This window comes from Streptomyces sp. NPDC049879 (assembly GCF_044461265.1).
GTDB lineage: Bacteria > Actinomycetota > Actinomycetes > Streptomycetales > Streptomycetaceae > Streptomyces.
Genome location: NZ_JBITKT010000004.1, coordinates 526,998 through 550,868, shown reverse-complemented (window position 1 = coordinate 550,868; position 23,871 = coordinate 526,998). Strand labels below are relative to the sequence as shown.

Below are 23,871 nucleotides of genomic sequence, written 5' to 3'. Positions count from 1 at the left end.
CCGATGCGCCGGCCGCTCCTGACAGCAGCGGTCGCCGTACTCCTCACGGCCGGGTGCGGGGGACCCGGCCGTGAGGCCGCGACCGATGCCGAGACCGAACCAGCCGTCCCCCGGCCGCTGTCGGGCGCCCTGCACTTCTCGGCCGCCGAGCAGACCGCCCTGCGGGACGCCGAGGAGGCCCTGGTCCGCGACTGCATGCGGGAACGGGGCCACGACTACCGGACCGCCCCCGCCCGCGACGCCCGGCGCGCGGCGGCCGTCAACCCGTACACGCTGCTGTCCCCCGGGTGGTCGGCGAGCGACGGCTACGGGCTGACGGGCGCAGTGCTCGAAGGACCGCCGGCCGATCCGAACGAGGAGACGCTGGCCGCCCTCACCGAAGCCGAACGCGCCGCGTGGGAGGAGGCGTTGCTCGGCCGCCGCGAGGACCATGTGGAGATCGACCTGCCCAGCGGCCGGACCATCGGCTACGCGCCCGACTCGTGCGTCCAGACCGCGCGGGACGGCGTGTACGGCGAGGGCTGGTCCGAACTGCGCTACACCGTCGAGGACCTGAGCAACGACGCCATCAGCCGGACCCTGGAGTCAACCGGCTTCGGCGACGCGGAGGCGGTCTGGGCCGACTGCATGGCGCAACTGGGCTACGCCTACGGCACGTTGGAGGACCCCCGCCGGGAGATCCTCGGCCTGCTGGAGGAGGCGGGCGACGACCCCGACCGGCTCCGCGCCGTGGGGGAACGGGAACTGGACCTGGCCGCCGACGACTTGACCTGTCAACTCGAAACAGACACACACCAGCGGATAGCGGACGTCCAGGCGGCGGCCGAGGAGCCGGTACGCGCGGGGGCCGAGGAGGTGCTCGCGCGCTTCCAGCAGGCGAAGCGCCAGGCACTCGACCGGGTCCTGCCGCCGCGGACCGCCGCATCCGCGTCAACGGGAGGGGAAGCAGACCGATGAGGAACCGCTCGACACGCACCCGGATCATGGCCGCCCTGGCGGGCGCCCTGGCCGCCACATCCCTGGCGGTCAGCGCCACGCCCGCCGCCGCCAAGGCGAGCGACGGCTATGTGCGCGGCTACGACACGTACGCGGACGACTGGGGCGACGAGGGCGTCCTGAAGTACAACGGCACCTACAGCCCCTCCAACGCCGTCTGCCTGTGGCAGAAGATCCTCTGGGCCGAGGGCGCCACGGAGCTGGACGGCACCCCGTTCGACGCGGCCGACATCGACGGCGTCTTCGGCCGCAACACCGAGCTGGCCACCTCCTCCTTGCAGGGCCGGTGGAACATGGACTACGTCGACGGCATCGTGGGCACCTCCACCTTCGGCCGCACCGACGCCAAGCTCGGCGCGACCGGCGGCAGCGACGGCCGGGGGAAGACGCTCTACCTCACGTACTTCGGCGCGCGCCACACCTTCGATCTGACCCGCGACACCGAGGGCAGGTACAGGTTCCCCGACCGCAACGGGAACTGGCAGACGGCCGGGTACAACACCTGGACGTGCAGCTGACACCCGCCTCTCCGGCCGTCCGCCCCGCTCCCGGCCGGGAGCGGGGCTCCGGCCTCACGCCGTGCGGAGCGCCTGCCACGTCCTCGGCCCGACGATGCCGTCCGCGTCGAGCCCCGCGCGTTCCTGGAACGTGACGACCGCCCCGCGCGTGAGCGGGCCGAAGTCGCCGTCCACCTCGCCGACTTCGGTGACCTGGTGGAGATGCTTGAGCAGGCACTGCAGCTCGCGCACCTGGCTGCCGCCGTCCCCCTGCGTCAGGGTGAAGTCCCACGTGCCGCTGTAGCCTGCCGTGTAGCCGCGCCCGAACTCCGCGTCCTCGAACACGGCGGGCTGCTCGCAGGTGGGGGAGACGGCGGACGCCGTGGCGGGGGTGCGCAGCGCGTACGTCGCCGCCGTCGCCGTGCCCACCGCGAACGCGGCGAGCGCCGTGACCACGACCGGCCGCACCCACCGCCGGGGCCGCAGCCTCGGCAGGCGGGCCGAACGCGCCGCCCCCGTCACCCGCTCCACCTGCCGCAACAGGGCCTCGGCGCCGACGCGTTCGGCGTGGGTACGGGCCAGGCAGCCGGTGACGACGCCGGACCAGCCGTCCGGGAGGGCGGGCGACAGGCGCAGCTCCTCGGCGCCGCGCGCGTACCGGGTGGCGGCGTCGCAGCGGGCCTGCGTGGTGGCGCCGGGCAGCGGGAACGTGCCGGTCAGCACCACGTGGGCGAGGACCCCGAAGGCCCAGACGTCGGCGGACGGCCGCACCCGCGTGCCCCGTTCGTCCACCTCGGGCCACAGCAGCTCGGGCGGGGTGTAGTCGGGTGTCGAGAACGCGGGCGCGTACGCGTGGGTGCCCTCCAGTTCAGCCGCCATGTTGAAGTCGGCGAGCCGCACCGAACCGTCCGCGAGCAGCAGCACGTTGGCCGGCTTCAGGTCGCCGTGCACCCAGCCCGCGTGGTGCAGCTGGTGCAGGCCCTCGCAGATCTGCGTGAGCAGGGCGGGGCCCGCCTCCGGCCGCGGCTCGCGCGCGAGCAGGGCGTCCAGTGAGCCTTCGGCGCGTTCCAGCACGAGGACGGTGGCGCCGTCCAGTTCCGGGTGGCCCGGGTCGTCGAGCGTCAGGGTGTCGTACATCCGGATCAGGCGGGGTGCGCGCAGCTTGCCGAGCAACTGCACTTCGCGTTCAGCCAGTTCGCGCAAATGGTGCAGCTGGCGCGGGGTGCGGGTGCCGGTGGGCAGGAACTTGAGGGCCGCCGCGCGGGGCAGGTCCGGCCGGTCGTCGGCGGCGAGCCGGGCCGCGTAGACCGTGGCGAACGCGCCGGAGGCCAGCGGCTCCCGCACCTCCCAGGGCCCGGCCCGGTAGCCCGGCGGCACGGTGACCGCGTACGGCTGCCCGGTCACCGGGCCACCGCGTCCCGCGCCGGGGCCAGCACCGCCAGGTCGTCCTCGCGCACCAGGTCGAACCGGAGCGCCAGCGAGACCAGCGACTCCTTCCTCCCGTTGACGCGCTGTCCTGGCTCCGCCGTGTCCGGTCCCGGCTTGAGGCGGAGCTTGAGGGCGAGGTAGTCGATGTTCCAGTAGACCGCCGAGCGGCTGACCGCCGGCCAGGCCGGGCGCAGCGACTCCACCAGGTCGTCCACGGTGGGCGGCGGCGCGTGTGGTTCGCCGCGCAGGCGCGGCGCGCACAGGGCGGCGAGGACCGCGAAGTACCGCTTGGTGCGGTCGAGCGTGAACGCGGGCGCCGTCAGCGCCCCGGCGAGGCCGTCGCGCGCGACGCTGCCGAACGCGTGGCGCGGCGCCCACACGTCGAAGGTGAGCAGGTCACCGGCGGCGGGCAGGACCACGCGCGAGAACTCGAACGGCACGGGCGCCTCCAGGCGGCCCGGCGTGACCTTGACGTGTTCCCCCGCGCCCTCCGGGTTCTCCACGACGTACGTCTGGTCCTCGCTGAGGTTGCTCAGCAGCCAGAAGCTCTGGTGCGCCGTGATCTGCCCGGCGACGCGGGGCACACCGTCGTGCGCGATCGTCAGGCCGTCGCCCGCCTCCGCCCTCCCGAACGCGAGCCGTTCGCCGTCGGCGATCCTGAGCTGCCCGTCCGCGCCCCCGCACGGCGGTGGTACCACGATGAGGCTGTACATGGAGTCGTCCCCCCTCGTCCGACACCACGGGGGCGCGGCGCACCCCCCAGTGCGATCAGGGGCAGATTAAGGGACGTCCCGCACACCAGGCGATACTCCGTACGGGTTGCGGCGCCGTTCCCGATCCCGTCCGGACGGGATGGCCGCCCCGATCCCGCGGGCGGGTGCGAGGGACGTAACAGTGCTGCGGACGGGCCCCGGGGGGTCCGTCCGCAGCGGTGGTGTGCTGGTGTGGCGGGGTCAGTTCAGGCCGTTGCCGATGGCCCTGACCAGTTCGCCGTTGGTCGTGTCGCCGCTGAACTCCCAGGAGAACGCGCCGCCCAGGCCCTGCTGGTTGACCCAGTTCATCTTGCCCGCGATGGTCGCCGGGGTGTCGTAGGACCACCACTGGTTGCCGCAGTGCGCGTACGCCGTGCCCGCGACGGTGCCGGTCGGCGGGCAGGAGTTGCGCAGGACCTTGTAGTCCTCGATGCCCGCCTCGTACGTGCCCGGCGCGGCGCCGGTGGCCGTGCCGCCGGGTGCCGACTGGGTGACGCCGGTCCAGCCGCGCCCGTAGAAGCCGATGCCGAGCAGCAGCTTGGCCGCCGGGACGCCCTGCGCCCGCAGCTTGTTGATCGCCGCCTCGGACGTGAAGCCCTGGGACGGCAGGCCGTTGTACGAGGTGAGCGGCGAGTGCGGCGCGGTCGGGCCCGTGCTCGCCCAGGCGCCGAAGTAGTCGTAGGTCATGACGTTGTACCAGTCGAGGTACTGGGCGGCGCCGCCGTAGTCGGCCGCGTCGATCTTGCCGCCCGTGGAGCCGTCACCGGTGATGGCGGCCGTGACGAGGTAGTCCTGGCCGAACTCGGTGCGCAGCGCCGAGACGAGGTTGCGGAACGCGGCCGGGCCCGAGCTGTCGCAGGTCAGGCCGCAGGCGTTCGGGTACTCCCAGTCGATGTCGATGCCGTCGAAGACGTCCGCCCAGCGCGGGTCCTCGACCACGGCGCGGCAGGAGTCCGCGAACGCGGCCGGGTTCTGCGCGGCCTGGCCGAAGCCGCCGGAGTAGGTCCAGCCGCCGAAGGAGTAGAGGATCTTGATGTGCGGGTAGCGCTGCTTCAGCTGCCGGAGCTGGTTGAAGTTGCCGCGCAGCGGCTGGTCCCAGGTGTCGGCGGCGCCGCTGACGGACTGGTCGGCGGTGTACGTCTTCTCGTAGGCGGCGAAGGTGTCGTCCACGACGCACTGGCCGTTCCTGACGTTGCCGAACGCGTAGTTGATGTGCGTGATCTCGGCGGCGGTGCCGGAGGTGACGAGGTTCTTCACGTGGAAGTTGCGGCCGTAGACGCCCCATTCGGTGAAGTACCCGAGGTTGATCTTGTCGCCGCCCGGCTGCTCGCCGCCGCCACCGGTGGTGCGGACGGAGACCGCGCCGCTGGGCGGGCCGAGCTGGTTCGCGGTGTCGCGGGCGCGGACGGTGTAGGAGTACGAGGTGCCGGCGGTCAGCCCGGTGTTGGTCCAGGTGGTGCCGGTGACGGTGGCGACCGTCGCGCCGCCGCGCAGGACGTCGTAGTTGCGGATGCCCCGGTCGTCGGTGGCGGCCGTCCAGGAGAGCGTCACCGAGGTGTTGGTGACGTTGGACGCGGTCGGGGTGCCGGGAGCCGAGGGCGGCTGGTCGCCCGGCTGGGTGGAGCCGTCGCAACTGGCGCCGTTCAGCCGACAGTTGGCGGGAGAGCCGGTGCCGGAGCCGTTGAAGCCGAAGGAGACCGAGGCGCCGGGGGCGAGGGTGCCGTTCCAGGACTTGTTCCTGGCGGTCCAGTGGGTGCCGGACGAGGTGAGGTCGGCGTCCCAGAAGGCGCCGGCCGTGGTGCCCGAGGGGAAGTCCCACTCGACGGTCCAGCTGGTGAGGGTGGTGGTGCCGGTGTTGCGCACCGTCCACTTGCCCTCGAAGCCGGAGCCCCAGTCGGACACCTTGGTGTACGTGGCGGTCGCGGACGCCGCCGCCTCGGCGGGGCTCGCCAGCCCGACGAGTCCGGCGAGCGGGAGGAGGAGTGTCGTGAGGGCGGCGATGAATCTGTGCCGGGAACGCATGTGCCTGAAGCGCATGAGCGCCTCCCTGTTCTCGAAGGGAGTCGGAACGTGCTGGGCCTCACACAAGCAGTGCGCCGAACGATAGAAAGGTCTGAACCAATCGGTCAATAGGTCTGGACCACTGTTTTGTTGGCGTACGGTCAAACGCCAGATCAGGGCCGGTCGGCGGCCGGGCCGTGTCGGAGCGTCTCGCCACGCGGCCTTCCGCCGTTCCCCGTCAGCAGGGCAACGCCTGGTGCGCCGACGGGCGATGCGGTGCGACGCGGTGGAAGGCGGGACGGCCTCCAGTGCGTACGGCAGCGCAGGGCTCGATCCGGGTGCCGTGCTTCTGGGCGTGGCCGTTCCGCCGGTGAGGGCGTGGACGGTGGGCGAGAGACGCGGTGGGCGTCACCGTTCGGCGTCGTCTCGGTCACGGCACGCACGCCGCGCGGTGTCTCACGGCAGGCGGGGCTGGATCGCGGCCCAGCGTTCCAGGCGCGCGTCCGCGAACTCCCCGGGCACGAGTCGCATCATCGCGAGTGCCGGGTTGAGCAGCGACTTGACCTGCCGCAGACGCCGGATGACGTCGATGTCCTTCGTCTGCCAGCCGTCGGCCAGTGCCGCCGCTTCGGCGGGTTCCATCGTCAGTTCGGAGAACAGCAGGTCCGTCCTGCCGCGCGGATCGAGCAGCGGGACGGAGGCGTCCGGCGGCACCCGGTGCAGGACGGCCACCGAGGCGTTCAGGGACCGGACGACGCGTTGGTGCCGCGTCATCACGCCGCTCGCCACCGCCGAGGCGAGGACGTGGTCCAGCGCGTCGGAGCACGTGGCCCAGGACGGATCACCGGAGGCCGGCTCCAGCCTCGTCACCCGCCCGGTGACGAGCTCCGTCAGGCTCTGCCATTCCCCCTTGGACAGCTCCGGGGCCGCGGGCCGTCCGGCCGCCAGGTGTCCGATCAGCTCGGGGGACCCCAGACGGGTCAGTTCGTCGAAGGAGGGCACGGCGGCATCATAGGTGCCGGGCCGGTCAGGTGGCATAGGAGATCCCCGATGCCGGGAAGGAGATCCCCGCAGCTCCGAAGGCGTCGAGACCGACCTGGAGGCTGTCGTTGTCCGGCATGAAGTGACCGCTGTGGTTGCTGATCTCCGCGCCCCAGTAACCGATGTCGGAGCCGCCGGCGATGTTCGCCTCACCGGCCGCCCGCACCGGGTTGCCCCGGCTGAGCACCGAGTGCGCCAGTTCCTGTCCCTGGACGAACTTGGGGATCACCACGAGGTCGCCGTTCTCCAGCACCGCCCACTTGACCGCGTCGGAGTTGATGGCCTCGTCGAACGCCGCGCCGCCCGGGCGCAGCGGGGTGACGCCGAGGTCCTCCGCCAGCCGCAGTTCGCCGCCGAGGTCGCCCGGCATCCTGTTCGTGAAGAGATGTGCCGCGAGCCCCAGCGGATCGACCCAGGTGAGGGGGTGGGGGACGTAGCCGTACGGATTCGGGGCGGGCGCGAGGCCGAGGGGGTCGGGCGTGACGTAGCGGGCCGTCTCCGGGTCGTAGTGGCGCTGGTAGTTGTAGTGCCAGCCCGTCTCCTCGTCCGCGTACTGACCGGCGAACCGCAGCGGGAGCGCCGCGGGGGAGCCGGGATCCGCCGACCGGGGCGCGCCCCAGACCGACGACGTGTCGCGCCAGGCCGTGGTCCCGTCCTCGTCGACGAGTTCCGTCGCCTGGCAGGCCGTTCCCGTGACGATGGCCTGGAAGCGCCCCGGCCCGCCCTCGGCGTCGCGGTGTGTCTGGACGATCGGTTCGATGCCGTTGTAGTCCCACGTGAGGACGGTCGGCCGCGCGTGGGGGCCGCTGCCGGCCCGCTCGACCAGCGCGGTGCCCGACCACGCGAAGACCTCCTCGGCGACGGCGGCGCCGTCCGGCCCCAGGCGGGTCTTCGCGACGCGGCGGCCGAACGCGTCGTACCGGTAGCGCCACCGCGTCCCGTCCGGTGTCGTGACCGCGGTCAGGCGGTCCTCGGCGTCCCACGTGTAGTGCCAGACGTCCGACCGGCGGGAGAGCCGTTTCCTGGTGCGGCGGACCACCCGGCCCGCCCGGTCGTAGACGTAGTGGGTGCGGCCCGCCCTGGTCGGACGCGTCCCCGAGTGGTCCCGGCCGCCGACCGCGTCGTGGTCGCCGTCCCCCGTCCATCGCGCGTCCGTCTGCTCCCCGTCGCCGTTGTACGCGTAGCTCTCGCTCCACCCGGCTCGGGTGACCCCGGTGACGCGGCCCAGCGCGTCGAGGCCGAACTCCGTGCGTCCGCCGTCCCCGTCCTCGATCGCTGTCAGATGGCGATCGGGCCGATAGGCGAACGTCCTGCTGAGGACCGTGTCCGGCCCCCGTACGAGCGCCTGCGCCGCCAGTCCGCCGGTGGCGTTCCAGGAACGGGTCAGCTCAAGGCCGTCGCCCAGGCGGCGGCGCGTCTCGCGGCCCAGGAGGTCGTGCGTGAACTCCACCGTGCGCCCGGCCGTCACGATCCTGGCCAGGCGACCGGCCGCGTCGTACTCCCGCGTGCTGACATGCCCGGACGGGGTGACGCGGTCGACCGGGCGGCCGACGGCGTCGTACGTGTGGCGCACCGCCCGGCCGTCGCAGTGCTCCGCCGTGATGCGCCCGGCGCCGTCGCGCTCGATGACCAGGTCGGTGTCCGGGCTCGTGGCGCGCAGCAGTCTGCCCAGCGGGTCGTATGACAGCGCGGTCTCCCGGCCGTCGACCAGCTTGCGCGTGATGCGGCCGAGGTCGTCGCGCTCGTAACGGACGGTCTGCCCCGCCGCGTTCGTGCGCGCGACGAGCCGGCCCGCCGCGTCGAAGGAGTAGCCGATCCCGCGTCCGTCGAAGTCGGACTCGCCCGTCAGGTGCCCCGCCGCGTCGTACGCGTACCGCCACACGGCGCCGCCCGGACCCTCCACCTCGGTGAGCCGCAGCTCGGTGTCCCGACGGAAGGCGTACCGCGTCCCGTCGGGTCCGGTCTGCGCCGTGGGCAGGTCGAACGGGCCGTACTCGAAGGAGCGCACGCCCCCGGCGGCGTCGGTGTGGCTCAGCAGGTTGCCTTCCGCGTCCCACCGCCAGCTCTGCTGCGCGCCGCCCGGATCGACGTGACGCAGCGGCAGGCCCTCGACGGTCCACTCGACGCGGCTCACTCCGCCCAGCGCGTCCACCACCTCGACGGGACGGCCGAAGGCGTCGCGGTGGTACGTCGTGATCCTGCCGGACGGGTCGGCGACGACGACGGGCAGGCCGGACTCGTCGCAGCGTACGTGTGTGGTGCGGCCGAGCGCGTCGGTGACGGACGCGAGTCCGCCCCGGGCGTCGTACGTGTAGCGGGTGCGGCTGCCGGTCGCGTCGACCTCCGCCACGAGGTTTCCGGCGCTGTCGTAGGCGCGGCGGACCACCGACCCGTCGGCGTCGACGGTTTCGGACGGCAGGCCGGCCTCGTTGTACTCGGCGCTGATGCGGGAGCCGTCCGGGCGGTGGACGGCTGTGACGTGTCCGGCGTCGTCGTACGCGTACCGTGTGGTGCGGCCGAGCGCGTCGGTGACCGACAGCGCCCGGTCGAAGCGGTCGTACTCCCGGCGGACGGTGTGGCCGAGGGGGTCGGTCTCACTGACGAGCCGGTAGGCGTCGTCGAACCGGTAGACGGTCACCGCTCCTTGAGCGCTCTGCGCCGTGGTCCGGTACTCCTCCGGCTCGTAGACGTACCGGTATTCGAGCGCCCGGTCGCTGCCGGTCGTGAAGACGCAGCGCCCGGCGGCGTCGTAGGTGTACGCGTAGAAGAAGCCGTTGCGGTCCTCCCAGCGCACGAGACGGTGGTGGGAGTCGTAGGTGAAGCGGAGGGCTTTTCCGGTGGAGTTGACGACGCCGGACAGGTCGCCCTGGGCGTCGTAGCGGTACCGCATCAGGACGGGCCGGTCGGGAGCGCTGGCCAGCCGGAGTGCGGTGACACGGTTGTCCTCCGTCGTCACCTCGATCCGGATGCCCCCGCTGTGTTCGATGCTCTCGGGCCGTCCGTGCGTGTCGTACGCGAGGGTGATGCGGTTGCCGTTGCGGTCCGTGACGGCGACCAGCGGCAGCTCCCCGCCGAGGCAGCCGGGAACGGGGGCGAAGTGGAGGGTGCGCCCGTTCTCCGGCTGGTCCACCGTGATCGCGGCCCCCGGCGTCCCGTCCCACCGCAGTTCCCAGCGCGGGCCCTCCACGGGGAGCATGGGCGTCCCCGGGGACGGCTTGGCGTATTCGAGCAGCATGCCGTCGGCGGTGCAGAACCGCAGTCCGTGCTCCCCGAGGACGAGCCGCTGGTCGAGTGTGGAGGCCCATGACACACCGAACCAGCGGCCCGTGCGCAGGGACGACCTGTGGTGCCGTTCGAGGACGAGGGGCAGCACCCCGGCCAGGGCGATGTCGGTGGCGGACAGGACCATCTCGCCGGTGGCCATGTCGATGGGGTCGCCGCACGTGAAGAGGGAGCGGATGTCCCGTCCCATGCGGCGGATGTTCTGACCGAGGCCGCGGGCGCCTTGGGCGAGGCCGCGGAGGCCGGTGCGGGCGGCGGTGAGGCCGCCGCGGAGGCCGCGGGCGAGGCCGCCGAGGGTGGTCAGCCCCTTCATGCCCGGGATGCAGTCCAAAGCGGCGAACGCGACGTCCCACAGGGATGCTTGTCCGTTGGCGTATTTGACCAGCGTGTCGGCGAGGACGACGAGTGCGGCGGCGAGGACGACCCACGCCAGGGGTCCGCCGATGATCATCACGACGACGCCGAGGACCGCGACGACGATCTTGCATATGTCGACTATCGTGTCCCAGTTTTCCGTGACCCAGTGGACGGCCTTCTGCCACCACTTGCGGTTGTGGATACCGGCGTCGGACGCGTCGTCGATGTCACGGGCCGCCTGCCGTGCGGCCTCTTCCCGCATCTCCTTGGCCTGGCGGGCCAACTCCCGGGCGGCGTCGAGGGAGTCCTGCGCCGTGTCCACACGGGCCTGGGCCGCCTCCTGGGCCTCATCGGCCGCTTGGCGGTCGCGGGTGGCGGCGCGGACCTCCGCCTCGTCCGGCGCAGGCGCATCGGCCCGTTCCCCTTCCCGCTGGAGGCGTTCGGCCTCGTCCCCGGCGCGGCCCACCCAGTCCTGCGCGCTGCCCAACGAGCCCTGCGCGGCGGTGAGATCGGCCTGCGCGGCGATGGCCCGGTCCAGCGCGCGATCCGCCTGCCCCTGTGCCGTCTGCAACTTGGGCCAGTACGTCTGCAATGCCTGCGCGCACAGGTCGTAGGAGTCCCGCAGCTTCTCCAGGTTGCCCGGCACGCCGTCGAACTCGTTGCGGAACGCCTCCGCCGACAGGCCCGCCCAGTCCTGCACCGCACGGTCGGAGGCCAGACCCCGGATCTTCCCCAGCGCCTCCGCCACGTCGTCGGAGAACGTCTGCAACTCGTCCGCCAGCTCGCGGACCTCCTCCGGATCACCCGGCGTCGGATCGGAATCCATCCCCACCGGAGACCAGTCAGACGCACGGGCCATCGTTCTTGCCTCTCTGTGGGCAAAGTCGGCAGGAGTTTTGCACCTGACACGCTTTGGTCATGTGAACGGTTCCCTCCGCCTCCACCGGGACCCGGCTGCCTCGTCCGGCGTCCGCGGTGTTCCCGAGGCCAGCTCAGCGGGTGCGGGACCTGCGGAACGCCTCGCGGACACGGGCGCGGTCCACGTACATCGTCAGCAGCGTGGTCACCAGGGCGACCCAGAACACCACGCGGGGGACGTCCCGTTCGGTCCACGGGATCAGCACCATCACGGCCGCGCACACCGTCACCGCCACCGCCTGGCCCGCCGCGAGGCGGGCCCAGCCGTCGCGGTGGAGGAGGGAGCGCACGTTCAGCCGGACGCCCTTGCGGCGCCTGCGGTAGCGCAGGAGCGCGCCCACGGCCCAGATCACGGCGAACACCAGGACGTCCCAAAGCCGTTGGCCGAGGGAGAGGGGGAGGTCCTGCGCGTTCTCGCCGTCGCTCGGGCCGACGCCCAGGGCCAGTCCGGCGAACGCCAGGCAGAGCAGGGCGAGCCAGCGCGTGCCGCGCAGCAGGCGGTACGTGGCGGCGTCGAGCGCGGACTGCATCGACCGGGAGTCCGGGGCCGCGCCGAGGCCGTCGGCGATGAGGTCGGCGGCCTCGGCCGCGCGTACGCCCGGGGCGTCGGCGGCCTGACGGGTCCGGTTGCTCAGCGCCGTGCTGTTCGACGGGTCGATGCGGAGGATGGCGAGGTCCATCGCGTCGGCCGTCGCCCTGTCCCCGGTCATGCCGGCGACGAAGCGGCGGATCTCGTACGCGTACACCTGGTCGGGTGCGAGGCGGAGCCCCTCGTCCGCCAGTGCGACGGCCTCGGCGCTCACCGGGGCGACGTCCTCGGCGGTGAGTTTGCGCAGGTTGCGTTCCCTGGCGACGCGGAGCATGGACTGCCGCATGACGTAGTCGGCGAGGACCGACCAGCTGTACCAGTAGTCGGGCCGTACCCGCACGGCTTCGCGGAGCGGCTGTATCGCGGCTTCGAGGCCCGCGCCGCTGCGCTGGAGCAACTGGGCGTGCAGCACGAGCGCGTTGACGTCCTCGGGGGCGAGCCGCAGCGCCTCGCCTGTCGCGGCGACCGCCTCGTCCATGCTGCCCAGGTCGCGGAGGCAGCGTGCGAGTTCGGTCCAGGCCCGTATGTCGTCCGGTGCCTCGGCGACGCGGCGCGCGAGGAGGGCGCGGGCCTCCTCGTACCGCTTGAGGGAGACGAGCGCCTCGGCGCGTTCCACCGCTTGGTCCGTGCTCACAACCGGCGCTTCCTCTTGAGGTAGGTGACGAGGTCGTCGTACTGGCCGCCGTCGTTCGCGTACATCGCGACGTTGCGCGCCGACGCGAACCAGGGCTCGGTGGACGGGGAGATCTGCCGGGCCGCGCCCAGCAGGTCGGGCATGCCGATCATGCGGACGGTCCCGGTGCGGGCCGAGTCGAGGAGCGCCGACTCGGCGGCGGTGTCGCACACATGCGCCAGGTCGGCGCCGGAGAACCCGTCCGTCGCCTTCACCAGCTTGCCCAACTCGACGTTCACGATGGGGCGTTCGCGCAGGTGGTAGCGGAGGATCGCCTCCCGGGCCGACGCGTCGGGCGGCAGGACGAGGAGCGTGCGGTCGAAGCGGCTGGGGCGGCGCAGGGCGAGGTCCACGTCCCAGGGGACGTTGGTCGCGGCGAGCACGAACACGCCCTCGTTGGCGGCGGCGTCGATGCCGTCGAGTTCGGTGAGGAGCTGGTTCACGGTGTTGCGCATGCCGCTGGACTGGGTGCGGGAGCGCTTGCCGCCGAGCGCGTCCAGCTCGTCCAGGAAGACGACGCACGGGGCCCGGCGCCGCGCCGTCTCGAAGATCTCGTGCATGTTGCGCTCGGAGTTGCCGATCCACATGTCGAGCACGTCCTCGACCGACACGGAGAGGAAGCCCGCGCCGAGTTCGCCCGCCACCGCCCGCGCGACGAACGTCTTGCCGCAGCCGGGCGGCCCGTACAGGAGGAGGCCGCCGCGCAGGCTCTTGCCGTACAGCCTGCGCAGCTCCGGGTTGCGCAGCGGGGCGAGGAACGCGGCCTCCAGGCGGTCCTTCACCTCCTGCATGCCGCCGACGTCGGCGAGGCGTACGGCGTGCGGCGTCTCGACGTCCCAGACGGGGCCGCCGTCGCCGCCGTCCGCCGTGGGCTCCGCCTCCTGCGCGAAGCGGGGCGGGACGGCGTCGCCGACCTGCTGCTGGGCGGCCTTCCAGTCGAAGCCCGGCGGCACCGGGGCGGGGGCACCCATGGCCCGCGCCATCAGGTCACGCGCCTGCGGGTCGCCCGGCGCGTGCTGGAGCGCGACGGCCGCCTCGGCGACAGCCGCGTCCGCCGCCCCGGCGGCGAGGAGCAGTTCGCCCAGGTGAACACGCAACGGCACATCCTGCGGCACGGCGGCGACGGCGGTCCGCAGACTCTGTATGAGAGGTGACTCGCCCGACATGCCGCTCACTCTACGAACCGCCGGCCTGCACCGGCCTTCCGGGGCCCGGTCCTCCGTACGGTGCCCGCGCGGTCGTCGTTCCCTCAGATGATCTCCGGGACATGGGCCGTCCAGCGTTCGCGGCAGTGAGGGCAGTGTTCGATGCAACGGTGGGCGCGCAGGCGTTCGGTCCGGTCGGGGAAGAGCGGGACGCCGTGCCGCACGCGCGGCAGCGCAGATCCACCACCTCCGCCGGAAGCGCGCCCGCGAAGTCGTCCTCCCCGCCGGGTCCCGCGACGAGCAGTTCGTCCAGGGTGTCGAGGTCGTCACCGTTCGACCAGTGCGGGTACTGCGAGGTGAGAGGCCAGTGCGGCAGACAGCGGACGACGATCCGGCGCACACGGGGATGGCGGGTGAACGTCGTCTCGTCGTCGGGAGACAGCCCTGACACCGGTCCTGCTGACATCCTGTCGGCGCGTCCTCGCGCCGCTAGTGCTGTGACCGGAAAGGTTCACCGCCTCACGACGCCCGGGGTGGGGGCACCTCCCAGGCCCCTTGGGCCTGGGGGAACCTCGCTGCGTTGCCGCATCGCGCGAGTACGGCCGAGTACGAGCTGCGATCCGGCGCCTTGCGATGCACCGCACCGGACCCCGTGACCCGGCAAACCTCCCCGGCCACAGCACTAGCCGGTCCAGGGCAGGCGGACGGCTTCGATCTCGGTGTCCGCGAGCAGCGCCTCGACGAGCCGACGGGGGCCGCAGACCTTGGTGCCCCAGAGGTCGTAGTCGGTGCAGACGACCCAGGAGCGGTCCGTGGGCCAGAGGTTGGAGGGGGTGTACAGGATGTCCGGGTTGTCGAAGAGGCCCCGGGCGTCGCCCAGTCGGCCGGAGCGGACATGGCCGATCTCGAAATCTCGCACGACGATCGGGTTGTAGTACACCAGGCAGGGGGTGTCCGCCCCCTGAGGGCTGTGCTCGGTGAGGAACCGGATCAGCTGGTCCCATGTCGGCCTGTCAAGGGTGCCCTCGGCGGGCCACTCGATGGAGCCGGGCCGGATGCCCGCCTCTTCTGCGGAAGGGAAGCAGCGAAAGCAGGGGTAGAGGCCCTGCGGCACGACGGGATCACCGATTCGGGCGGCCAGCTCCGCCCAGCGCAGCCGCTGCCATCCCGGGCCGGGGTGCTCGTCCCGGATCCGGTCGTCGTCGGGTGAACACTCGGCGGTCCCCCCGCGCTCGTACATGCCGCCGAGCACCCAGGCGGCGTCGGGCCGCCCGGGTGCCTTGTAGCCGGTGAGGCCGTCGTCCTGGGCGAGTTCGGCAAGCCAGTCGGTCTCGGAGGCGAGCGCGCTGGGCCACAGGGCAAGGATGTCATCGGGCATCCGGCCAGGCTATGGGCCCGGTCCGAACAGCTTCGGCGACCCGGTGAACTCCCCCCGGGTCACAGCACTGGCCTCCTGAAGGCGCAGCGACGCACGCCGCCGCCAGACGGCGTCGGTGCCGCTCGGCGGATCGCCTTCCGCGCCCAACCGCCGGCTCCGCCGCCCGCCAGGCGGATCGACGTGACGCGACGGCAGGTCCTCGACCGGGCGGCCGAAGGCGCCGCGGGCGTGGATCGTGGTCCGGTCGGCGGACCGGAGACGACGGTGGGCAGGCTGGATCCGTCGTCGGTCCCGAGCGCTCCTGGCAGGGGTCCCGTGCACGTGGACGGGGGGTGGCGGTCCGGTGTCCGGGGGCGGAGAAGTTGGCATGCCCACTTCCGTCAACGCGCGTCGCTTGGTACACCGGTCGCGCAGTGATCCTGCCGATGGAGGCCCCCGTGAGACTGCCAAGATCCCTGACAGCCGCGTCCGTTCTGCTGTTCACGCTTGTCCTCGCCCTGCTGGGCACGGGTCCGGCGAACGCCGCCGCGCCCGCCTACGTGGCGCTCGGCGACTCGTACTCGTCCGGCAACGGCGCGGGCAGCTACATCAGCGCCAGTGGCGACTGCCACCAGAGCAACAACGCCTACCCGGCGCTGTGGGCGAGGGCCAACAGCCCGGCGTCGTTCACGTTCGCCGCCTGCTCCGGCGCCGTCACCTCCGATGTGACGTCGAAGCAGCTCGGCGCGCTCAACGCGTCCACCGGGCTCGTCACCCTGACGATCGGAGGGAACGACGCCGGGTTCGCCGACGTCATGACGACCTGCGTGACCGGCTCGGACAGCACCTGTGTCAACCGCGTCAACACGGCGCGGAACTTCGTCAACAGCACGCTCCCCGGGCGGCTCGACGCCGTGTACAGCGCCATCCGCTCGCGGGCGCCGAACGCCCGGGTCGTCGTGCTGGGCTACCCGCGCATGTACATCGAGCCCTCCTGGTGGTGCATCGGCATCGGCGAGACCAAGCGCGAGGCGATCAACGACGCCTCCGACGTGCTCAACACGGTGATCGCCGCCCGCGCCGCCGCGCACGGGTTCGCGTTCGCGGACGTGCGCGGCACGTTCGCGGGCCATGAGCTGTGCTCGGGCGACGACTGGCTGCACGACCTGGCCCTGCCCGTCTGGGAGGCGTACCACCCGACGGCGCGCGGCCACTCGGGCGGCTACCTGCCCGCGCTCAACGCGAAGGACTGAACACCCCTCCGGCCACGGCCCCGCCCCTGATCGTCCTCCCGGACACCGAGGGGCGGTGGCCGTGACCGCTCCCCGGGGAGACGGGGACGGGGCCGTGCGTGCGGTCCGCCGTCCTCAGGAGGGGGCGTACGCGGTGACGACGTCCATGACCCAGATGACGCCGAACTTGTCCTCCAGCATCCCGTAGAGCGGTGTCCACTTCTCCGGGCCGAGCGGTCGCAGCACGGTCGCGCCGTCGTCGAGGCGCTCCCACAGGGCGGTGAGCTCGTCGGCGCTCTCGCTGCGCAGCGAGATGTAGAACGCGTGCGCGCCCCGCTCCCACGGCAGCTCCGGCGGCACGTCGTACGCCATCACGCCGACCCCGCCGGGCGAGACCACCTGGCCCCACATCATCTGGTCCGCCAGGGACGGGTCGGTGGTGTCACCCATGTCTCCGTAGGTGACCACCGTCAACTCGCCGCCGAACACGGACTGGTAGAAGGTGAGCGCGGCGCGGGCGTCGCCCCGGAAGTTCAGATGGGTCACAGCGTTGACGGTCATGGTCGTCTCCTCGTCCGCCGGCGGAACGTTCCCGCCGGTCCTGGGGACCACCGTCGCAGCAGTGGCGGACAGGTTGTGTCCGCCACCGGAGGCAGGATGGGAGGCATGCCGAAGACCTCCGCGCGCCTGCTGTCCCTCCTGTCGCTGCTCCAGCTGCGCCGGGAGTGGCCCGGGGCGCTGCTGGCCGAGCGGCTCGGCGTCAGCACCCGCACCGTCCGCCGGGACGTCGAGCGCCTGCGCGAACTGGGGTATCCGGTCGCCGCGGCCAAGGGGCCGGACGGCGGCTACCGGCTCGGCGCCGGGACGGAGCTGCCGCCGCTGCTGTTCGACGACGAGCAGGCCGTGGCGCTCGCCGTCGCCCTGGGGACGGCCTCCCTCAGCGGCGCCGCGATCGGGGACGCGGCGGCACGCGCGCTGGGGACCGTCCGCCAGGTGATGCCCGCCCGGCTGCGGCGGCGCATCGACACGTTCCAGGTGACCGCAGTCGAGCGGTCCGAGGTCCGCGCGCCCTCCCCGGTGGACAGCGGTGTGCTGATGGCGCTCAGCGCCGCCGTGCGGGCGCGGGAGACGCTGCGGTTCGACTACGCGCGGAAGGGCCGGGACGGCGCCGAGTCCGCCGTACGCCGGGCGGAGCCGCACCACCTCGTCACGTGGGACGGGCGCTGGTACCTCGTCGCCTGGGACCTCGAACGCGGGAACTGGCGTACGTTCCGCGCGGACCGGATCACCCCCCGCACCCCGGCCGGGCCGCGCTTCACGCCGCGGGCGCTGCCCGGCGGCGACGTGGCGGCGTACATCGCGGGCCGCTTCCAGGGGTACGGCCGCTCGGACGGCATGCCCTGCCGCGGCGAGGTCGTCCTCGGCCTGCCCGCCGCCGACGTCTTCCCCTTCGCGCGGGACGGCGTGGTCGAGGCGCTCGGCCCCGACCGCTGCCGGCTCGTCCTCGGCTCCTGGTCCTGGGCCGGCCTGGCCGCCGCCGTCGGCGCGTTCGACGCGGACATCGAGGTGGTCGGTCCCGACGAGCTGCGGGCGGCCTTCGCACGCCTCGCCGGGCGCTGCGCCGCGGCGGCCGGGCAGGACGGTTGGCAGCCGGACGGGCGCTGACCTACCGTGCCGCGGTGAACGGTGAACTGAAGGACCTCCCGGCCGACCCGCCCCCCATACCCCCGGCGCGGCAGGCGGAGGACGCGCCCGGTGAGGGGCTGTTCTCCGGCCGGTACGCGGCGGCCACCGCGACGTTCGCCGCCGTCATGTTCCTGACCGGCCTCGCCGCGCTCGCCGTGATCCCCACCCTGCCGACCGCCGCGCGCGACCTCGACGGCATCGGCCTCTACCCGCTGGTGGCGGGCTGTTTCGTGGCGGCGAGCCTGCTCGGCGGCGTGCTGGGCGGACACTGGGCGGACCGCGCCGGGGCGCCGCGTCCGCTGGCGGCGGGCACGGTGCTCGCGGTCGCCGCGCTGGTGCTGTCCGGCGCGAGCACGTCGATCTGGCAGCTGGCGGCGGGGCGCCTCCTCGACGGGCTGGCCGGGGGGATGGTCGCGGTGTCGGTCAACGCCGCCATCGGCCGCGCGTACCCGGACCGTCTGCGGCCGCGCGTCCTGGCCCTGATGAGCGCCTGCTGGATCGTTCCTTCCCTGGTCGGCCCCCCGGTGGCGGGGCTGGTCGCGGAGTGGGCGTCGTGGCGGGCGGTGTTCCTCGGCCTGGCGGCCCTCACCGCGGTGCCCGCGCTGGTGGTGGCGGCCGTGCTGCGCGGACCGGCCTGGTCGGCCGCCCCGGTCGCGGCGGGTGAGGCGCCGCCGCGACCGGCGCTGCTGCCCGCGGCGGCCGTGAGCCTCGGCGCGGCGCTCGGGCAGTACGGCGTCTCGGGCTGGGACCGGCGGCATCTGCTGTTCGCGCTCGGCGGGTTCGCGCTGCTCGCGGCGTTCGCGTCGCGCCTGCTGCCGCCGGGCACGTGGCGCGCCGCCCGCCGCCTGCCCGCCACCGTGCTGCTGTGCGGCCTGGGTTCGGGGGTGTTCTTCACGCTGGAGGCGTACGTGCCGCTGCTGCTGCTCACCGAACGGGGCGCGCCGCCCGTCGTGATCGGCCTCGGCTTCACCGGCGCCTCGCTGACCTGGGCCGCCGCGTCGTGGGCGCAGGCGCGGTTGCTGGAACGCGTCCCCCGCCACCGTCTGGTGGCGGCGGGCGCGCTGGCGCAGGCGGTGGCGGTCGCCCTCGCGGTCGCCGGGTCGCTCCCCGGGACGCCCGCGTACACCGCCGCGTCGGCGATGGTCGTCGCGGCCGTGGGGATGGGGATGTCCGCGCCGTCCCTCGTCGTGCTGTCGCTGACCCACAGCCCGCCGGGGCGGCAGGGGTACGCGAGCGCCGCGATGCAGACGTCGCAGAACCTCGGTCAGATCACCCTGCTCGGCGCGTCGTCGGCGTTGTTCAACGCGTGCCTCGCCGCGCACTGGGCCGACGCGGCGGCGTACCGGGCCGCGTTCTGCCTGCTCTTCGCGCCGTGCGCGCTGGCGGCCGTGCTCGCCGTCCGCGCGCGCAATGTGTGAACCGGGCTGTCACCTCCGCCGGGCCCGGGTCCTCGGGGCGGTGTCGGCTGCCCCTGCCCGGACGATCATTGATCGGGTGTCTGCGTGAAGAAGGCCGGGAAATCCGGCCGTTACAGTATCTTGACGCTCCATACATCGGATCTATAGCCTCCGCTGTGATCAACGTCACCCGCACCCCGCCGTCACCCGAGGACGAGGATCCGATGACCGAACGAGGCTTCCCCAGACGTGTTTTCGTGGCCGGCGCCACCACCGCCGCCGCCGCGCTCGGGCTCCCGGCCGTGAACGCGGGCCCCGCGCTCGCGGCCGGTCCTGGCCGCCCGCCCCGTCCGCAGGCCACCGGCCCGACGCTGTGGTACGACGAACCGGCCGCCGACTGGGAGTCCCAGTCCCTGCCGCTCGGCAACGGCGCGCTGGGCGCGGCGGTGTTCGGCGCGACCGCCAGGGAGCAGCTCCAGTTCAACGAGAAGACGCTGTGGACCGGCGGCCCCGGCTCGCCCGGCTACAACTTCGGCAACTGGACGTCGCCCCGCCCCGGCGCCATCCAGGAGGTCCAGCAGCGCATCCGCGACGAGCGGCGCGTCGGCCCCGACTGGGTCGCCCAGCGCCTCGGCCAGGGCAAGACGGGCTTCGGCGCGTACCAGACCTTCGGCGACCTGTTCGTGACGATGACCCAGGCGCCCACCGGGGTCACCAACTACCGCCGCAGCCTGGACATCGGCGAGGCCGTCGCCTCCGTCACCTACGCGTCCGGCGGTGTCACCTACACCCGCGAGTACTTCACCTCGGCCCCGGACAACGTGCTCGTCGGCCGCTTCACCGCCAGCCAGGGCGGCCGGATCAGCCTCACCGTCTCCGTCACCGCGCCCGCCAACCGCACGCGGAACATCGCGGCGCGCGGCGGCCGGATCACCCTCGCGGGGCGGCTCGACGACAACGGGATGCGCTTCGAGTCGCAGATCCAGGTCGTCAACCAGGGCGGCACCCGCACCGACAACGGCAACGGCTCGGTGACCGTCTCCGGCGCCGACTCGGTGACGATCGTCCTCGCCGCCGCCACCGACTACTCCGTCCGGTACCCCACCTACCGCAACGGCGTGGACCCGCACGGGCCTGTCACCCAGCGTGTGGACGCGGCGGTCGGCAAGGGCTTCTCCGCGCTCCGCTCGGCCCATGTCGCCGACCACCGCGCCCTGTTCGACCGGGTGGCGCTCAACATCGGCCAGCAGGACCCGGGTATCCCCACCGACGCGCAGCTCGCCGCCTATCAGGAACGCAGCGCCACCCCGGCCGCGCGCAAGGCCCTCGAAGTGCTCCACTTCCAGTACGGCCGCTACCTGCTGATCGCCTCCTCACGCCCCGGCACGCTGCCCGCGAACCTCCAGGGCGTGTGGAACAACTCGACCAGCCCGCCGTGGAGCGCCGACTACCACGTCAACATCAACCTCCAGATGAACTACTGGCCGGCGGAGACGACGAACCTCTCCGAACTGACGGCGCCGCTGTTCGAGTACACCGAGTCGATGGTGCCGCCGGGCCAGGTCACGGCCCGCGAGATCTACGACAACCGCGGCTGGGTCGTCAACAACGAGACGAACCCCTTCGGCTTCACCGGCCTGCACAACTGGGCGACGTCCTTCTGGATGCCGGAGGCCGGGGCCTGGCTCGCCCAGCACTTCTACGAGCACTGGCTGTTCACGCGCGACGCCGCGTTCCTGCGCGAGCGCGCCTACCCGCTGATGAAGGCGCTGTCCCAGTTCTGGATAGACGAGCTGGTCACCGACCCGCGGGACAACAGGCTGGTCGTCTCGCCCAGTTACTCGCCCGAGCAGGGCGACTTCTCGGCGGGCGCGTCGATCTCCCAGCAGATCGTCCACGACCTGCTCACCAGCACCCGGGCGGCCGCCCGCGAGGTCGGCGACACCAGCTCGTTCGTGCCGGAGCTGGACGGCACGCTGCAGCGGCTCGACCCCGGGCTGCGCGTCGGCTCCTGGGGCCAGCTCCAGGAGTGGAAGGAGGACTGGGACGACCCGAACAACGACCACCGGCACGTCTCGCACCTCTTCGCCGTCCACCCCGGCCGCCAGGTGACACCGCGCGAGCACCCGCAGTACGCCGAGGCGGCGCGCGTCTCGCTGACCGCGCGCGGCGACGGCGGCACCGGCTGGTCCAAGGCGTGGAAGATCAACTTCTGGGCGCGGCTGCTCGACGGCGACCACGCGCACGTCATGCTCTCCGAGCTGCTGCGCTTCAGCACGCTCAACAACCTGTGGGACACCCACCCGCCGTTCCAGATCGACGGCAACTTCGGCGCCACCGCCGGTGTCGCCGAGATGCTGCTCCAGAGCCACGGCCCGGCGATCGAACTGCTGCCCGCGCTCCCCGCGTTCTGGGCCACCGGCTCGGTACGCGGCCTGCGGGCGCGCGGCAACGTGACCGTGGACGTGGACTGGCAGGGCGGCACGCCCACCCAGGCGACGCTGCGCGCGGGCAGGACGGGCGACCTCACGTTCCGCAGCGGGCTGTTCGGCGGCCTCTTCGAGCTGCGCGACCAGCAGAACGGCCAGCAGATCACGCCGACGCGCAACGGCGACACGATCACCTTCCGCGCCACCGGCGGGCGTGTCTACTCGGCTGTCTCCCAGGTGCGGATGGCGCTGACGGCGCCCGAACAGGGCGAATCGGGAACGCCGTTCACCGCGCAGGTGCGGGTGGAGGCGGTCGGCAGGACCGTCCCGGCGGCCTCGCTCGCACTCGAACTGCCGGAAGGCTGGACGGCCAGCCCCGCGTCGCACCAGGTCCCGCAGCTGGCGAGCGGCGCGAACCGCACGTTCACATTCCAGGTGACACCCAGGACGGGCGAGCGGCCGGAGAACCGGCTGCGCGCCGTGCTGAACGGCGGCAGCTGGCGCACCACCGCCGTCGCCCTCGTCTCCGTGGAGGTCGGGCCGCCCTGCCCGGTGCCGCAGGCGGGCCTCACCCTCGTCGCCTGGGACGCCACCTCGGGCGGCACCGTCAACGACCGGGGCGGCCAGAACCGGCACGCCACGGTCCAGGGCAACGCGTCGTACGAGTCCGCCGGCCCGACCGGCACCGCCCTGCGCCTCGACGGCCAGACGTTCCTGCGCACCGCGTCGACGACCCTCGGCTTCCTGCGCGTCGCGACGTTCGCTGCCGAGGTGCGGGTCGACGGCAGCGGCAGCTACCGGCGGCTGTTCGACTGGCAGCCGAGCGGCAACGACGGCAGCGACGGCGTGCTGATCGACCTCACGCCGTCCAACCAGGTCCGCTTCATCGGCGCGGGCACCGGCGTCACGACCTCGGCCGTCCTGCCGACCGGCCGGTTCGTGAACCTCGTGATCACCATGAGCGACGGCGGCCGCCTCACCGTCTACATGGACGGCAATGAGGCCGCCACCGCCCAGGTCTCCGACGCGGGCATCAACGGCTGCGCCAACCGCCAGCTGCGCTTCGGCGCCGACCAGGACGGCGGCCAGCGCCTCACCGGCGCGCTCGACCGGGCGGCGATCATCGCCGGCCACCTGAGCGCCGACGAGGTCAGGAACTGGCAGACGCGCGTCTTCGGCTGACCCCCGGATCCGCCACCCCCCACAGCCGTGCCCCGCCCCGGATCTCCCCGGGGCGGGGCACGGCGCTGTGTCCGGCATGGGGAGATGCAGAGGATCTGGTGATGTTTTACCGCCCCATCTACATCTTTGTTGCTACGAAGTGACCAAAACTTGGCGTTCTGTTACATCGCGACATGGGTACCGGTCCCCCTGGTCCGAGGGTGAACGAGCCAGCGGACGGTACGAGGCGGCGCCGCCCGGCGCCGGGGCGGCGGAGGGTGCGGGAATGGTCCGAGTTCATGTCGTGCACAGCGCGGATCTGCTGAGGTCGGCGCTGGTGGCGCTGCTGGAGCAGCAGGGTTTCGAGCCGACGGCGACGGCCGCCGCGGGCCCCGGCGACCTGAAGAGCGGGGCGGACTTCGACGTGCTCCTCTTCGACAGCGGCTGCCCCGCCGGTTCCGTCTACCTCGAACACCGCGCCCTGGGCGGCGGCGGGCAGGGCGCCCGCAAGAGCACGTCCGGCGCCACCCTCGTCGTCCTGGGCAGCGCCGACCACCCCCGCGTCCTGCGCACCGCCTACGCCGCCGGAGCCGCCGGCTTCGTGGACCGCAACGGCCCCGCCCCCCGCCTGGCGGAGGCCTTACGCCGCGTCGCCCACGGCGGGCGGTACGTGGACGACTCCCTCGCCTTCACGCTCCTGCGCGCCACCGAGATACCCCTGTCCCCCCGTGAACTGGGCGTCCTGGCCCGCGCCGCCGAGGGCGACACCATCGCCGAGATAGCCCGCAGCCTGTGCCTGTCCGACGGGACCGTCCGCAACTACATCGCCGCCGCCACCCGCAAGGTCGGCGCCCGCAACCGCGTGGACGCCATCCGCATCAGCCGCCTGGCGGGCTGGATGTGACGGCCGGGACGGCGGCCCCTGCCCGC

Annotated in this window: 16 protein-coding genes; 7 read left to right on the top strand and 9 right to left on the bottom strand. The window is 73.0% G+C overall.

Annotated elements, in window-relative coordinates; genetic code table 11:
- Positions 1 to 3 precede the first annotated feature (3 nt).
- Together ACIBPC_RS17335 and ACIBPC_RS17330 are read left to right on the top strand one after the other, a co-directional pair.
- Positions 4 to 957, top strand: coding sequence for a hypothetical protein (locus ACIBPC_RS17335; RefSeq protein ID WP_398845396.1), 954 nt, complete (start codon positions 4 to 6; stop codon positions 955 to 957).
- A complete protein-coding gene (locus ACIBPC_RS17330) occupies positions 954 to 1,514 on the top strand; it encodes a peptidoglycan-binding protein (RefSeq protein ID WP_398845393.1) in 561 nt (186 codons plus the stop codon). Before ACIBPC_RS17335 ends, ACIBPC_RS17330 begins: the two co-directional genes overlap by 4 nt.
- A gap of 54 nt (positions 1,515 to 1,568) precedes the next feature.
- Here ACIBPC_RS17330 and ACIBPC_RS17325 read toward each other — a convergent pair whose 3' ends face one another.
- The 8 genes from ACIBPC_RS17325 to ACIBPC_RS17290 all read right to left on the bottom strand — a co-directional run bounded on the left by ACIBPC_RS17325 (position 1,569) and on the right by ACIBPC_RS17290 (position 15,057).
- Positions 1,569 to 2,897 carry a serine/threonine protein kinase gene (locus ACIBPC_RS17325; RefSeq protein WP_398845391.1) on the bottom strand — a complete coding sequence of 443 codons (1,329 nt, stop codon included), beginning with the start codon at positions 2,895 to 2,897 and terminating at the stop codon, positions 1,569 to 1,571.
- A complete protein-coding gene (locus ACIBPC_RS17320) occupies positions 2,894 to 3,634 on the bottom strand; it encodes an FHA domain-containing protein (RefSeq protein ID WP_398845388.1) in 741 nt (246 codons plus the stop codon). The genes ACIBPC_RS17325 and ACIBPC_RS17320 overlap by 4 nt, the downstream gene beginning before the upstream one ends.
- A gap of 240 nt (positions 3,635 to 3,874) precedes the next feature.
- Positions 3,875 to 5,695 carry a glycosyl hydrolase family 18 protein gene (locus tag ACIBPC_RS17315; RefSeq protein WP_398845633.1) on the bottom strand — a complete coding sequence of 607 codons (1,821 nt, stop codon included), beginning with the start codon at positions 5,693 to 5,695 and terminating at the stop codon, positions 3,875 to 3,877.
- A 435-nt stretch (positions 5,696 to 6,130) separates the two neighbouring features.
- A complete protein-coding gene (locus ACIBPC_RS17310; RefSeq protein ID WP_362960319.1) occupies positions 6,131 to 6,676 on the bottom strand; it encodes a hypothetical protein in 546 nt (181 codons plus the stop codon).
- A gap of 25 nt (positions 6,677 to 6,701) precedes the next feature.
- Entirely contained in the window at positions 6,702 to 11,180 is a 4,479-nt protein-coding gene (locus ACIBPC_RS17305) for a DUF6531 domain-containing protein (RefSeq protein ID WP_398845386.1), read from the bottom strand.
- A 166-nt stretch (positions 11,181 to 11,346) separates the two neighbouring features.
- Complete coding sequence (locus ACIBPC_RS17300) at positions 11,347 to 12,495, bottom strand: tetratricopeptide repeat protein (RefSeq protein WP_398845383.1); 1,149 nt, start codon at positions 12,493 to 12,495, stop codon at positions 11,347 to 11,349.
- Complete coding sequence (locus ACIBPC_RS17295) at positions 12,492 to 13,700, bottom strand: ATP-binding protein (RefSeq protein WP_398845381.1); 1,209 nt, start codon at positions 13,698 to 13,700, stop codon at positions 12,492 to 12,494. The genes ACIBPC_RS17300 and ACIBPC_RS17295 overlap by 4 nt, the downstream gene beginning before the upstream one ends.
- 661 nt (positions 13,701 to 14,361) lie before the next feature.
- Positions 14,362 to 15,057, bottom strand: a complete 696-nt coding sequence (locus ACIBPC_RS17290; protein WP_398845378.1) for a hypothetical protein — start codon at positions 15,055 to 15,057, stop codon at positions 14,362 to 14,364.
- Positions 15,058 to 15,494: 437 nt separating this feature from the next.
- Here ACIBPC_RS17290 and ACIBPC_RS17285 point away from each other — a divergent pair, with 437 nt between their 5' ends.
- The gene (locus tag ACIBPC_RS17285) at positions 15,495 to 16,289 is read left to right on the top strand and encodes an SGNH/GDSL hydrolase family protein (protein ID WP_398845376.1); all 795 of its coding nucleotides are present in this window, start codon (positions 15,495 to 15,497) and stop codon (positions 16,287 to 16,289) included.
- A gap of 114 nt (positions 16,290 to 16,403) precedes the next feature.
- Here the strand turns inward: ACIBPC_RS17285 and ACIBPC_RS17280 are convergent, their stop codons facing one another.
- The gene (locus ACIBPC_RS17280; RefSeq protein ID WP_398845374.1) at positions 16,404 to 16,829 is read right to left on the bottom strand and encodes a VOC family protein; all 426 of its coding nucleotides are present in this window, start codon (positions 16,827 to 16,829) and stop codon (positions 16,404 to 16,406) included.
- A gap of 105 nt (positions 16,830 to 16,934) precedes the next feature.
- Here ACIBPC_RS17280 and ACIBPC_RS17275 point away from each other — a divergent pair, with 105 nt between their 5' ends.
- From ACIBPC_RS17275 to ACIBPC_RS17260, 4 genes are all read left to right on the top strand, one after another.
- A complete protein-coding gene (locus ACIBPC_RS17275; RefSeq protein WP_398845371.1) occupies positions 16,935 to 17,933 on the top strand; it encodes a helix-turn-helix transcriptional regulator in 999 nt (332 codons plus the stop codon).
- Between the two features lie 146 nt (positions 17,934 to 18,079).
- Positions 18,080 to 19,372, top strand: coding sequence for an MFS transporter (locus tag ACIBPC_RS17270; protein ID WP_398845630.1), 1,293 nt, complete (start codon positions 18,080 to 18,082; stop codon positions 19,370 to 19,372).
- A gap of 203 nt (positions 19,373 to 19,575) precedes the next feature.
- Entirely contained in the window at positions 19,576 to 22,962 is a 3,387-nt protein-coding gene (locus ACIBPC_RS17265) for a glycosyl hydrolase family 95 catalytic domain-containing protein (RefSeq protein ID WP_398845369.1), read from the top strand.
- Positions 22,963 to 23,227: 265 nt separating this feature from the next.
- Entirely contained in the window at positions 23,228 to 23,845 is a 618-nt protein-coding gene (locus ACIBPC_RS17260) for a response regulator transcription factor (protein WP_362960299.1), read from the top strand.
- Positions 23,846 to 23,871 lie beyond the last annotated feature (26 nt).